Genomic DNA, 13,068 nt, shown 5'->3' on the forward strand with positions numbered 1-13,068 from the left:
ACCCGATGGGCTTACCAGAGCTTTTCCAGCGCCTTCAGCGCATCGGTGCGCGACAACTGACCGACCAGCCGACCATCGGCAACCACCGGATAGCAGTGATAGTGATGGGCGACGAACAGTTCGACCGCATCGGCCATCGACGACGTGTCGGACAGGGTCTTGACCTGAACGGTCATGTGCTGGCCAACCGGGCCGCCCGGCTGTTCGTAGTAGGAAGCGTTGAGTGCGACCTTCAGGCCATCTTTTTCGGAGAAGAAACCGACCAGCTTGCCTTCAGCATCGACCACCGGCGCGCCGGTCAGACGATGTTCGAGCAACTGGTGTACGGCGGTGAGCACATCCATTTCCGGCTTGAAAGCCAGCGGATCTGCGGTCATGTAATCCTTGACGAGCAACGATTTGAGCATGCCTATTCCTTTGTTTGGGCACTTTCCTGCGCGTTTTCCTGCGCCTCGGCTTGCGCTTTCATGCGGGCCAGACGCTTGTCGCAGGGATTCTTGCAGCCGGCAGCACACTCGACGTCGATCGCCTTGTAGCCGCCACAACTGCCGGCAATCGGCTTGCGTCCGAAGAGCACGCCGACTGCCATCAACAGGACCAGCAGGACGATGACTCCGAAAGTGATCAGGAACATTTCCATGCCGATCCTCCTTCCCTTGTTCCGTCCTTAACCACCAAAATCGTCGAGCATGATGTTTTCGCGCTCGACGCCGAGATCCAGCAGCATCTTGATCACGGCGGCGTTCATCATCGGTGGTCCGCACATGTAGAACTCGCAATCCTCGGGCGCCGGATGGTCCTTGAGGTAGTGCTCGTACAACACGTTGTGGATGAAGCCGGTGTAGCCGGTCCAGTTGTCTTCCGGCAAGGGATCGGACAGTGCCAGATGCCACTTGAAGTTCGGATTTTCCTCGGCCAGCTTGTCGAATTCCTCGACGTAGAAGGCTTCGCGCATCGAGCGCGCACCGTACCAGAAGCTGATCTTGCGCTTGGACTTCAGGCGCTTCATCTGGTCGAAGATGTGCGAGCGCATCGGCGCCATGCCGGCACCGCCGCCGATGAAGACCATCTCGTTGTCGGTTTCGCGGGCGAAGAACTCGCCGAACGGACCATAGACGGTGACCTTGTCGCCCGGCTTCAGGTTGAAGACGAACGAGGACATCTTGCCCGGCGGGATATCGTCACGGTTGGGCGGTGGCGAAGCGACACGGATGTTGAACTTGACGACGCCCTTCTCTTCCGGATAGTTGGCCATCGAGTAGGCGCGGATGACCGGCTCGTCGACCTTGGAAACGAAGCGCCACATGTTGAACTTGTCCCAGTCACCGCGATATTCGGGCTGGATGTCGAAGTCCTTGTAGTTGGCAACGTGCGGCGGGCATTCGAGCTGGACGTAACCGCCGGCCCGGAAGTCGACGTTCTCGCCTTCCGGCAAGCGCAGCGTCAGTTCCTTGATGAAGGTAGCGACGTTCGGGTTGGACTCGACCGTGCATTCCCACTTCTTGACGCCGAACACTTCTTCCGGCACTTCGATCTTCATGTTCTGCTTGACCGGCGTCTGGCAGGACAGGCGCCAGCCGGCCTTGGCATCGCGCTTGGTGAAGTGCGATTCCTCGGTCGGCAGCATCTCGCCGCCGCCTTCGTGGACCTGGCACTTGCACTGCGCACAGGTGCCGCCGCCGCCGCAGGCGGAAGACAGGAAGATGTTGTTGTTGGCCAGCGTCTGCAGCAGCTTGCCGCCCGCTGGTACGGTGATGGTGCGCTCGTGATTGATTTCGATGGTCACGTCGCCACTCGACACCAGCTTGGCGCGGGCGGCGATGATGAACATCGCCAGTGCCAGCACGATGACGGTGAACATGCCGATCGCGAGCAGGATTTCCTGAATATTCATCCCTGCCCCTCCTTACAGTTGAACGCCGGAGAAGGACATGAAGCCCAGCGACATCAACCCGATGGTGATGAAGGTGATGCCCAGGCCTTGCAGACCTTCGGGCACGTCGCTGTACTTCAGTTTCTCGCGGATACCGGCCAGCAGCGCAATCGCCAGCGCCCAGGAGAACCCGGAGCCGAGGCCATAGACGACGCTTTCGCCGAAGTTGTAGTCACGCTCGACCATGAACAGCGAACCGGCCATGATCGCGCAGTTCACCGTGATCAGCGGCAGGAACACGCCGAGCGCGTTGTACAGACTGGGCACATACTTGTCGAGCAGCATTTCCAGGATCTGCACGATCGCGGCGATGACCCCGATATACGACAGCAGGCCGAGGAAGGACAGGTCGACATCGGGCATGCCGGCCCAGGCCAGCGCACCGTCACGCAGCAAATAGGCGTAGATCAGGTAGTTGGCCGGAATGGTGATGGTCTGCACGACAACCACGGCGACACCGAGACCGATGGCGGTTTCAACCTTCTTCGAGATGGCGATGAAGGTACACATGCCGAGGAAGAAGGCCAGTGCCATGTTCTCGATGAACACGGCGCGGACGAACAGGCTGAGATAATGTTCCATATTAATAGGCCTCCTTGTCGACGACCTGATGCGCCATGCGGAACGCCGGCTTCTCGATCTGCTCGCGGCGCCACATGCGCAGGCCCCAGATCAGCAGGCCGATCAGGAAGAATGCCGAGGGCGGCAGCAACAGCATGCCGTTCGGCACATACCAGCCACCATCCTTGACCAGCGGCAGGACTTCGATGCCCATCAGCTTGCCGGCGCCGAACAGCTCGCGCACGATGCCGAGGGAAATCAGCACGGCACTGTAGCCGAGGCCGTTGCCGATGCCGTCGAGGAAGGAAATCCACGGCGGATTCTGCATGGCGAAGGCTTCGGCACGGCCCATGACGATACAGTTGGTGATGATCAGGCCGACGAACACCGACAGTTGCTTGGCCAGGCTGTAGGCGAAGGCCTTGAGCACCTGATCGACGACGATGACCAGCGAGGCGATGATGACCATCTGCACGATCATCCGGATCGAACCCGGAATCTGCGCCCGGATCGACGCGATGAACAGGTTGGAGAACCCGGTCACCAGCGTCAGCGCGATCGACATCACCAATGCCGTCTTGAGGTTGGAGGTCACCGCCAGCGCCGAACAGATACCGAGGATCTGCAGACCGATCGGGTTGTTGGCGAAGACGGGGTTAAGCAGTACTTCCTTGGCTGTATGCTTGGACATGATCAAGCTCCCTGCTGGCGCAGCTTGGCGAGATAGGGACCGAAGCCCTGTTCGCCGAGCCAGAATTGCATCAGACGGTCGACACCGTTGCTGGTCAGCGTGGCACCGGCCAGCGCATCGACCTGGTGGCCGGCATCCGGGCTGGCCGGATCGACACCGCCCTTGACGATGCGGATGATCGGCTTGCCGCTGTCGTCAAACAGCGTCTTGCCCGGCCACATGCCCTTCCACTTCGGATTGTCGACTTCGCCGCCGAGACCCGGGGTTTCGGCATGCTGATAGAAGCCGAGACCGACCACGGTATTGAGGTCCGGCTTGACGGCGAGGAAGCCGTGCAGCGTGGACCACAGGCCGTAGCCACGGATCGGCAGGATCAGCGATTCGAGCTGACCGTTCTGCTCGACCATGTACACCGTCGTGAATTGCTCGCGGCGCTTGATCAAGGCCAGATCCTCGCTGCCCTTGAGAGCGGCGGAGGTTTTCGGGTCCTTGGCGGCCTTGAGCGGGTCGAAGGTGACCGGATCGAGGCTGTCGTTGTATTCGCCGGTATTGAGGTCGACGACACGGGCCTTGATGCGGCTGTTGAACAGGTCCTTGACTTCGCGCGACGACAGCTTGTCGCCGCCGATGCCGGCGATGGCGAGGATGCTGCGCTGCTTGTCGAGCAGGCGGTTCTCGATCTGCACCGGCTTCAGCGCGACGGCCGAGCCGGCGACGAAGACCGAAGCGACCAGACTGACCGCCAGGGCGACGAACAGCGTGCGGCTGGTGGATTCTTTATTGGACATGGCGTGCAGCCCTCCGCTTGATGTTGGCCGCGACCACGAAGTGGTCGATCAAGGGGGCACAGAGGTTGGCGAGCAGGATCGCCAGCATCATGCCCTCGGGGAATGCCGGATTGACGACACGGATCAGCACGACCATGACGCCGATCAGCGCGCCAAAGATCCACTTGCCGGTATTGGTCATCGACGCCGACACCGGGTCGGTGGCCATGAAGATCATGCCGAAGGCGAAGCCGCCGACGACCATGTGCCAGTACCAGGGCATCGCGAACATCGGGTTGGTCGACGAGCCGATCATGTTGAGCAGCAGGCTCATCGCGATCATGCCCAGCATCACGCCGGTGACGATGCGCCAGGCAGCGATCCGGGCAATCAGCAGGACCGCACCACCGATGAAGATGGCCAGCGTGCTGGTTTCACCGATCGAGCCCTGGATGTTGCCGAGGAAGGCATCCCACCAGGTAATGCCGCCGGCCGTCACCAGTTCGATGCCGCCAGCTGCCGCGGTACCCAGGATGGTCGCGCTGGTATAACCATCGACGGCCGTCCACACCGCGTCGCCCGAAATCTGCGCCGGATAGGCAAAGAACAGGAAGGCACGGCCGGTCAGCGCCGGGTTCAGGAAGTTCTTGCCGGTACCGCCAAAGACTTCCTTGCCGATGACGACGCCGAAGCTGATGCCCAGCGCCACCTGCCACAGCGGAATCGACGGCGGCAGCGTCAGCGCGAACAGCACCGAAGTGACGAAGAAACCTTCGTTGACCTCGTGCTTGCGGATCGACGCGAACAAGACTTCCCAGAAACCACCGACAACGAAGGTCACGGCGTAGATCGGCAGGAAATACGCTGCCCCATGAACCAGGTTGTCCCAATGGCAGGTCGGATCGAAGCCGGCAAACAGCGCAATCAGGCTCAGACGCCAGTTGTCCTGCGCAGCCAGCAGATCCGGGCTGGCGGCAAAGACGGAGTTGGCCTGGAAGCCGACGTTCCACATGCCGGCAAACATCACCGGGAAGGTGCACAACCAGACGGTGATCATCATGCGCTTGAGGTCGAGGCCGTCGCGCACGTGAGCCGTCGTCTTGGTCACGCTGTTGGGTTTGAACAGGCCGGTATCAACGGCCTCGTACAGGGCGTACCACTTCTCGTACTTGCCGCCCTTGTGGAAATGATGCTCGATGCTGTCGAGCCAGGAGCGCAGGCCCATGCTCAACCCTCCTTCTCGATGCGCGTGAGATTGTCACGCAGGATGGGACCGTACTCGTACTTGCCGGCACAGACATAGCTGCACAGCGCCAGGTCTTCCTCGTCGAGCTCCAGGCAACCCAGCTTCTGGGCCATCTCGGTATCGCCGACGATCAGGTAGCGCAGCAACTGCGTCGGCAGGATGTCGAGCGGCATCACTTCTTCGTAATTGCCGACCGGCACCATCGCCCGCGGGCTGCCGTTGGTACTGGTGGTGAAATCGAACAGCTTGCCGGACATCAGCTTGGAGACGTAGAGGTTGAGCACCGAATGCTTCTCCACGCCGGGGCGCAGGTAATGCAGGAACTCGCGCTCGGTCCCCTCTTCCAGGCAGGACACCTGCTGGTGGTAACGTCCCAGCCAGGCGCAGGCGCCGCGCGAAGTGCGACCGCCGAACACCGAACCGGAGATGACGCGCACCTTCTTGCCGGTCTTCAGTTCGCCAGCGGTCAGCTCATCCAGGCTGGCGCCGAGACGGCTGCGCAGCAGGCGCGGCTTGTCGACCATCGGACCGCCCAGGGCGATGACGCGTTCGACCGACAGACGGCCGCTGACAAACAGCTTGCCGACGGCGATGACGTCCTGGTAACCGATCGTCCACACTGTCTTGTGCGCATCGACCGGGTCGAGGAAATGGATATGCGTCCCGGCCAGACCGGCCGGATGCGGACCGGCGAACTGTTCGACCTGGACATTGGCGATGCCGGCGGCGGAAATCTTCGCATCGGCGGCAGTGCAAACGAAGACTTTGGCCAGACGGGCCAGCACGCGCAGGCCGCGGGCAAAATCCTCGGCCGATTCGGCGATGACCACTGCCGGATCGGCGGCCAGCGGATGCGTGTCGATGGCCGTCACGAAAATCGAGGCCGGCGTCGAATCCACGGCCGGCACCTTGCTGAACGGGCGGGTCCGCAGGGCGGTCCACAAGCCCGACTGCTGGAGGTTTTCGCGAACCTGTCCGGCACTCAGGGTTTCGAGCTGGGCATCGGAGTAGCTGGCGAACTCGACGGCTTCGTCGCCATCCAGATCGATCACCACCGATTGCAGCACCCGCTGCTCGCCCCGATGAATGGCACTGACCACGCCAGCACCCGGTGCAGTGAAATGAACGCCAGGCGTTTTCTTGTCGGAAAACAGTACCTGGCCCAACTTGACCCGATCACCAACCTGAACGGACATCGTCGGCTTCATACCATGGTAATCGAAGCCGATGACCGCCACGCTGCGTACCGGCCTTGCGGCCTCGATACGCTGTTCAGGCGCCCCGGTGATGGGCAAGTCCAGACCGCGTTTAATTCTGATCATTCGCTTAGCCCGAAGTGAGGTTAACACAACGCAAGGCCGTATTCCGCGCTACCCAGCCTCCGCAGACTGCACACCGCACCGCCCTTGCCGCCAAATCTTTGCAGAAATGTACAAACCTTCGGATTTTAGCCGACTCGGCGACTAACCGGAACAAAAGCGGGGAAAATAATGGATCGTTAATATTTGCGAGCAATGGCATAGAACAAATTAACCCCCCCTCCCAATATCTTGAAGAAAGGGGCTCCCATGCACTAAAGCGTTATCTGACCAGGCGTCCGATATCGGTGACAGCAACTCGCACCTTGCCTACCACCAACCCGCCCTTATCATGCCACCGGTTTACGCGCCACGAGATCAATCAGCGCAGATTTACCTGCGTGTCCACACCCTTCGGCGATCACATCTTCGTGCTCACGCAATGTCTCGATTTCCCAGCCGGAAAATACCGCTTCCAGCATGGACCGGGTATATAGATTCTCCAGCGCGGAAGGACCACCCGTACGGTATTCGAGTTGTTTCGGGGTGTAGCCGTGCAAGAACAAGCGACCGCCAGGTCTGACCGCCCCCTGCATACCGGCAAACAGGCGCGCCCTATCGTCCGGCCCAACGAACTGGATGAAGATGCCAACCACGGCATCGTAAGCCTCCTGCGGCCAGGCCCAGTCCAGGATGTCCGCCTGGACAAATTCGACGACGACCTGTTTGGCACGAGCCAGCTTTCTCGCCTTTTCCAGCGCAACAGGCGAAATCTCAGTGGCCGTGACCTCACACCCCTGCTCTGTCAGCCAGACCGCATTGCGTCCTTCACCATCGGCCACCGAAAGCACTCTCATCCCGGCGCTGAAACGTTCGGCCTGCCCGGCCAGGAAAGAATTCGGCGCCGTACCGAACAGATACTCGTCGCCAACATCGCGATAGCGTGCCGACCAGAAGGTTTCGTGTCCGGAACTCACACGCGCTCGACCACGAAGCGCTTGATCGCCTCGACGTCCGGATCCATGACCACAACGTGTTGTTCGAGATTTTCGATACCGGCCAGTTCGGCTGGGCGAACCGGTTCGGCGCCCAGCGCTTCACGGATGGTTTCCTCGAACTTCGCCGGCTGCGCGGTTTCCAGCACGATCATCGGCACGCCCGGCTGACGTTTTTCCAGCGCGACCTTGAGTCCGTCGGCGGTATGCGTGTCGAGCATGACCTGATAACGGCCCTGGGCAAAACGGATGGTGTTGATGCGATCGGTGTGCGAGCTGCGCCCGGAAACAAAACCGAATTTCGGCAGATCCTTCCAATAAACCGTAGTGCTCAGATCGAAGGCCTTGCCCTGATCGACCCTGGACCACAGGTCGCGGATCACCACCGGGTCGCGGCCGACCAGATCGAACACGAAACGCTCGAAGTTCGAGGCCTTGGAGATATCCATCGACGGGCTGGACGTCACGCTGGTTTCCGCCGAGGTCCGCGGGCGGTAGATGCCGGTGCGGAAAAACTCGTCGAGCACATCGTTTTCGTTGGTCGCCAGCACCAGTTGCTTGATCGGCAAGCCCATCATGCGGGCGATGTGACCGGCGCAGATGTTGCCGAAGTTGCCCGACGGCACGCAGAACGAGACCTGCTCATCGTTCGTTTGGGTCGCCAGGAAATAGCCCTGGAAGTAATAGACGATCTGCGCCGCGACGCGTGCCCAGTTGATCGAATTGACGGCGCCGATCTTGTACTGCTTCTTGAACGCTGCGTCGTTGGAAACCGCCTTGACGATGTCCTGGGCGTCGTCGAACATGCCGCGCACGGCGATGTTGAAGATGTTGGCATCGGTCAGCGAATACATCTGGGCGCGCTGGAAAGCACTCATCTTGCCGTCCGGCGACAGCATGAAGACCTTGACGTTGTGCTTGCCACGCATCGCGTATTCGGCGGCCGAACCGGTGTCGCCGGAAGTGGCGCCAAGGATGTTGATCGACTCGCCGCGCTTGTCCAGTACATACTCGAACAGATTGCCGAGCAACTGCATCGCCATGTCCTTGAAGGCCAGCGTCGGACCGTTCGACAGCTCCTGCGTGTATAGCCCATCTTCCAGCTTGGTCAGCGGGGTGATCTGGCTAGCGTCGCCACCGTTACGGGTGAAGCGATAGACATCGGCGGTATAGGTTTTGGCGACGATGGCCTTGAGGTCGTCAGCCGGAATATCGGTGATGAACTTCGACAGGATTTCGTAAGCCAGATCGGCGTAGGAAAGCTGGCGCCAGACATCGAGGTCGGCGCGGCTGACTTGCGGGTAGGATTCCGGCAGATACAGGCCACCGTCCGGCGCCAGACCACCGAGAAGGATGTCGCAGAAGGCCTGAGGGGCGGACTGCCCGCGAGTCGAGATGTAGCGCATGGTGAAACCCTGGAAAGCGGAAAAACGATGATTTTAACGCGTCGACTGCCGGATTCGCACGGTCTGCAGCACGGAAACAATAAACAGCAGCAAGCCGAGCATGGCCAAGATCATGCCGGGCAATACAAAACCGCCCAGAAACGCAGCACCAGCCAGCAGGAAAAAGCCTGCCCGCAGCGCCCCACGGGCGACCAGGCGGCTGCGCATCGCGTCGCGCTCCGGGGATTGCCGCCCCGGCCAGCGCCACACCGGCAGCAACTGGCTCAAGGCACCGGTCACCAGCGGCAGCAGGAACGCTGCCACCCAGGCCCACAGCCCGGGCATGGCCGGCATCGCCCCGCCGCCATGCAACACACCGGCGAGCAAACCCAACATCCAGCCGAGCACGGCGGCAATGAGCGATACCGCCGCACCATCGCCAGGAAGTCGCGGCCATCCGAAGCATTGCAACCAGCGCACCAGCAGCAGGCCGGCCAAGACCAGCAGCACCGACGCCCCGACGGCCGCCAGCGACCAATGAACGGCAATGCCCAGAACCAGCGTCAGCACGGCCAGCAGCATGGGCCATAGGTAACGCTGCAGCCATTGTGCTGCCCCCGGGTCACCTCGGCCAAGCACGGTCGGCAGAAGAACCGGCAGCGTACCGAATGCGGCCAGGCCGACCAGGCCCAGCGTATTCAGGTGCAGATGCAGCAGGCGCCAGATTTGCCAATGCGCCGGCCACAGCGCCATCGCGAGGATGGCCACTAGCGCCAGCATCAGTACAGCAAGTGCTGCCGCATACCATCGCCAGCCCGGATGCGGCCGCCCCAACGCGGCACGTGCCCGACGCACGATCCAGTAGAGCAAGCCGCCGGCCAGTGCCAGATCGATGGCGGCTGCCAGTTGCAGCAGCTCGTAGGGGAATATGCCCTGCAATGCAAGCACCAGCAGGACCCCAGCCAACTGGGCAAACACCGGCAAACACCGGATGATTGCCGGCGCATCGCCGGTTCGCGTGAGCACGGGCACGAAGTGCGTCATTGCCGCAAAAATCAGCGGCACGATGCCGACGGCAAACACCAGATGCGCCACCGCTGCCGGCGTGCCGACCCCGACCGCCGCCAGCGAAGCGGCTGTGAGCACGGCCAGTAGCGTCAGGGCAGCGGTTATCAGCAAATCAGCCGCCGATCACCTTGAAGTCGATGACGATGGCGCCCGGTTCGCGCTGCACGTACTCGATCGACACCTGGTTACCATAGCGCTGCTGCATCTGGGCAAGCAGCGGCAAGGGGTCGTGGTCGTTGCAGAAACGCATGGTTTCGCCCGGCATCAGCGACTCGAGCGCGCCGAAGATGGCGGCATGACGAAAACGCTTGGCAACACCACGGGCGTCGAAGGGATAAAGCGCCTCGGCGGTGGGACGGTCGCAGGCATGGATGGCGTGAGTCATGGGGATTTCCTTGTAAGAAGCTGCCGCAAGCAGCAAGAGCCCTGATTCTGCCGACCCCGGCCGGTCGTTTCCTTGATCTGCATCGCCCTGAACAACAAAGGGGGCCGCAGCCCCCTTTCTCCATGCACAGACCGGCAGATTTACTGCAGTTCTTCCAGACGGATACGCTTGACCTGGCCCTTGACCGCAGCCAGTCCCTCGACCTTGGCGATCGCGGCGAGTGCGGCGCTTTCGCTGCAGACGTGGGTGAGGATGATGATGTCGGTCTCACCCTCGCCCTCTTCCGGCTCGCGCTGCAGCATGGCGTCAATCGAGATGCCCTGGTCGGCGAGGATGCGGGTGACGTCGGCGAGCACACCAGCCTTGTCCTCGACGCGCAGGCGCAGGTAGTTGCCGGTCTCGATCTCGCTCATCGGCAGGATCGGCAGATTGGACATCGCGTTGGGCTGGAAGGCCAGGTGCGGCACGCGGTGTTCCGGGTCGGCGGTGGCCAGACGGGTGACGTCGACCAGGTCGGCGATCACTGCCGAGGCGGTCGGCTCGGCGCCGGCGCCCTTGCCGTAGTAGAGCGTGGTGCCGACGGCGTCGCCCTTGACGACGACAGCGTTCATCGCGCCCTCGACGTTGGCGATCAGGCGCTTGGCCGGGATCAGCGTCGGATGCACGCGCAACTCGACACCGTTTTCACGGCGCTTGGCGATGCCGAGCAGCTTGATGCGGTAGCCGAGCTGTTCGGCGTACTTGATGTCGGAGGCTTCGAGCTTGGTGATGCCTTCGACGTAAGCCTTGTCGAACTGGACCGGGATGCCGTAGGCGATCGAGGCGATCAGCGTCGCCTTGTGGGCGGCGTCGACACCTTCGATATCGAAGGTCGGATCGGCCTCGGCATAACCCAGGCGCTGCGCCTCGGCGAGCACGTCGGCAAAGGGCAGGCCCTTGTCGCGCATCTCGGAGAGGATGAAGTTGGTGGTACCGTTGATGATGCCGGCCGCCCATTCGATGCGGTTGGCGGTCAGGCCTTCGCGCAGCGCCTTGATGATCGGGATGCCGCCGGCGACGGCCGCTTCGAAGGCGACCATGACGCCTTTCTGCTGGGCGGCGGTGAAGATCTCGGTGCCATGCACGGCGAGCAGCGCCTTGTTGGCGGTAACGACGTGCTTGCCGTTGGCGATCGCCTGCATCACCAGATCCTTGGCGACACCGTAGCCGCCGATCAGTTCGACGATGATGTCGATTTCCGGGTCATTGACCAGGGCAAAGGCGTCGGCCGTGACGCGGGCGCTGCCGCCGGTGATCTGCTGGGCGAGTTCCACATTCCTGTCGGCCACGGCGGTAATGCAAATCGGGCGGCCGGCGCGGCGGGTAATTTCTTCCGCGTTACGGTTGAGAACGGTCCAGGTGCCACCGCCGACGGTGCCGATGCCGATTAGGCCTACATTGATGGGTTTCATAGCTCAGTCTTTGTTGATGAGATGGTTGGTGTTGTGACGTTTGCGATAGTTTTCGAGGAAGCGGGCAACGCGGCCGACGGCCTCGCGCAGATCGTCCTCGTGCGGCAGGAAGACCAGCCGGAAGTGGTCGGGCTGCGGCCAGTTGAAGCCGGTCCCCTGGACCAGCAGGACCTTTTCTTCCTGCAGCAGTTCGGCGATGAATTGCTGGTCGTTCTTGATCGGATAGATCTTGGGATCAAGCCTGGGGAACATGTACAGCGCCGCCTTGGGCTTGACGCAGGAGACACCGGGAATCGCGGTGATCAGTTCGTGTGCGAGATCGCGCTGGCGACGCAGGCGACCGCCGTCGCGCACCAGATCGTCGATGCTCTGATAACCGCCCAGTGCGGTCTGGATGCCGTGCTGGCCGGGCGCGTTGGCGCACAGGCGCATCGAGGCCAGCATGTCGAGGCCCTCGATATAGTCCTTGGCATGACGCTTGTCGCCGGAAACGACCATCCAGCCAGCACGGTAGCCGCAGGAACGGTAGTTTTTCGACAGGCCGTTGAAGGTGATGGTCAGCACGTCTTCCGACAGGGCCGCGATCGAGGTATGGGTGACGCCGTCGTACAGTACCTTGTCGTACACCTCGTCGGCGTAGATGATCAGGTGGTGCTGGCGGGCGATCTCGATGATCTCGTGCAGCAGGTCATCCGGATACAGCGCGCCGGTCGGGTTGTTCGGGTTGATGATGACGATCGCCCGCGTGTTCTTGTTGATCTTGCTGCGGATATCGTCGAGGTCGGGCAGCCAGCCCTTTTCCTCGTCGCACAGGTAATGCACGGGCTTGCCGCCGGACAGGCTGACCGCCGCCGTCCACAACGGATAGTCGGGGGCCGGCACGAGCACTTCGTCGCCGGCGTCGAGCAAGGCATTCATCGCCATCACGATCAGTTCGGATACGCCGTTGCCGACGTAGATGTCCTCCAGCGTCACCCCCTTGATGTGCTTCTGCTGGGTGTAATGCATGATCGCCTTGCGCGCCGCGAAGATGCCCTTCGAATCCGTGTAGCCGGCCGCGTTGGGCAGGTTGCGGATCATGTCCTGCTGGATTTCTTCGGGCGAATCGAAACCGAACGAGGCCAGGTTGCCGATGTTCAGCTTGATGATCTTGTGGCCTTCTTCTTCCATCTGCTTGGCCATCTGCAACACAGGGCCGCGGATGTCGTAGCAGACGTTGGCAAGTTTGGCGGATTTCTTGACGTGCTTCATGAAATTGTCCGGATTGGCGAGGTTTGGGCCAAAGGTA

The 13,068-nt window shown here is 61.6% G+C and carries 14 protein-coding genes; all 14 read right to left on the bottom strand.

All coding sequences use genetic code 11. The features are described from left to right. Positions 1–11: 11 nt before the first annotated feature. The 14 genes from G471_RS0113250 to G471_RS0113315 all read right to left on the bottom strand — a co-directional run bounded on the left by G471_RS0113250 (position 12) and on the right by G471_RS0113315 (position 13,031). The gene (locus G471_RS0113250) at positions 12–407 is read right to left on the bottom strand and encodes a CBS domain-containing protein (protein WP_028995767.1); all 396 of its coding nucleotides are present in this window, start codon (positions 405–407) and stop codon (positions 12–14) included. A gap of 2 nt (positions 408–409) precedes the next feature. Continuing rightward, positions 410–640 (bottom strand): (Na+)-NQR maturation NqrM, encoded by a 231-nt coding sequence (nqrM, locus tag G471_RS0113255; protein ID WP_028995768.1) that lies wholly within the window; start codon positions 638–640, stop codon positions 410–412. 27 nt (positions 641–667) lie between these two features. Further along, the gene (gene nqrF, locus G471_RS0113260) at positions 668–1,894 is read right to left on the bottom strand and encodes an NADH:ubiquinone reductase (Na(+)-transporting) subunit F (RefSeq protein WP_028995769.1); all 1,227 of its coding nucleotides are present in this window, start codon (positions 1,892–1,894) and stop codon (positions 668–670) included. Positions 1,895–1,906: 12 nt separating this feature from the next. Next, a complete protein-coding gene (nqrE, locus tag G471_RS0113265; RefSeq protein ID WP_028995770.1) occupies positions 1,907–2,515 on the bottom strand; it encodes an NADH:ubiquinone reductase (Na(+)-transporting) subunit E in 609 nt (202 codons plus the stop codon). A 1-nt stretch (position 2,516) separates the two neighbouring features. Next, positions 2,517–3,185, bottom strand: coding sequence for an NADH:ubiquinone reductase (Na(+)-transporting) subunit D (locus G471_RS0113270; protein WP_028995771.1), 669 nt, complete (start codon positions 3,183–3,185; stop codon positions 2,517–2,519). A gap of 2 nt (positions 3,186–3,187) precedes the next feature. Then, on the bottom strand, positions 3,188–3,973 hold the full coding sequence (locus G471_RS0113275) for a Na(+)-translocating NADH-quinone reductase subunit C (RefSeq protein ID WP_028995772.1): 786 nt from the start codon (positions 3,971–3,973) through the stop codon (positions 3,188–3,190). Further along, complete coding sequence (locus G471_RS0113280; protein WP_028995773.1) at positions 3,963–5,177, bottom strand: NADH:ubiquinone reductase (Na(+)-transporting) subunit B; 1,215 nt, start codon at positions 5,175–5,177, stop codon at positions 3,963–3,965. Before G471_RS0113280 ends, G471_RS0113275 begins: the two co-directional genes overlap by 11 nt. Positions 5,178–5,179: 2 nt before the next feature. Next, on the bottom strand, positions 5,180–6,520 hold the full coding sequence (locus G471_RS0113285) for a Na(+)-translocating NADH-quinone reductase subunit A (RefSeq protein WP_028995774.1): 1,341 nt from the start codon (positions 6,518–6,520) through the stop codon (positions 5,180–5,182). Positions 6,521–6,846: 326 nt separating this feature from the next. Then, positions 6,847–7,473, bottom strand: coding sequence for an SAM-dependent methyltransferase (locus tag G471_RS0113290; RefSeq protein WP_028995775.1), 627 nt, complete (start codon positions 7,471–7,473; stop codon positions 6,847–6,849). Beyond that, the gene (gene thrC / locus G471_RS0113295; RefSeq protein WP_028995776.1) at positions 7,470–8,897 is read right to left on the bottom strand and encodes a threonine synthase; all 1,428 of its coding nucleotides are present in this window, start codon (positions 8,895–8,897) and stop codon (positions 7,470–7,472) included. The genes G471_RS0113290 and thrC overlap by 4 nt, the downstream gene beginning before the upstream one ends. 33 nt (positions 8,898–8,930) lie before the next feature. Then, positions 8,931–10,055 (bottom strand): hypothetical protein, encoded by a 1,125-nt coding sequence (locus tag G471_RS0113300; protein ID WP_051295484.1) that lies wholly within the window; start codon positions 10,053–10,055, stop codon positions 8,931–8,933. Between the two features lies 1 nt (position 10,056). After that, the gene (locus tag G471_RS0113305) at positions 10,057–10,329 is read right to left on the bottom strand and encodes a DUF2249 domain-containing protein (protein WP_051295485.1); all 273 of its coding nucleotides are present in this window, start codon (positions 10,327–10,329) and stop codon (positions 10,057–10,059) included. 140 nt (positions 10,330–10,469) lie between these two features. Continuing rightward, positions 10,470–11,780, bottom strand: a complete 1,311-nt coding sequence (locus G471_RS0113310) for a homoserine dehydrogenase (RefSeq protein ID WP_028995779.1) — start codon at positions 11,778–11,780, stop codon at positions 10,470–10,472. A gap of 3 nt (positions 11,781–11,783) precedes the next feature. Then, positions 11,784–13,031 (bottom strand): pyridoxal phosphate-dependent aminotransferase, encoded by a 1,248-nt coding sequence (locus tag G471_RS0113315; protein ID WP_028995780.1) that lies wholly within the window; start codon positions 13,029–13,031, stop codon positions 11,784–11,786. Positions 13,032–13,068 lie beyond the last annotated feature (37 nt).

This window comes from Azonexus hydrophilus DSM 23864 (assembly GCF_000429605.1).
Lineage (GTDB): Bacteria > Pseudomonadota > Gammaproteobacteria > Burkholderiales > Rhodocyclaceae > Azonexus > Azonexus hydrophilus.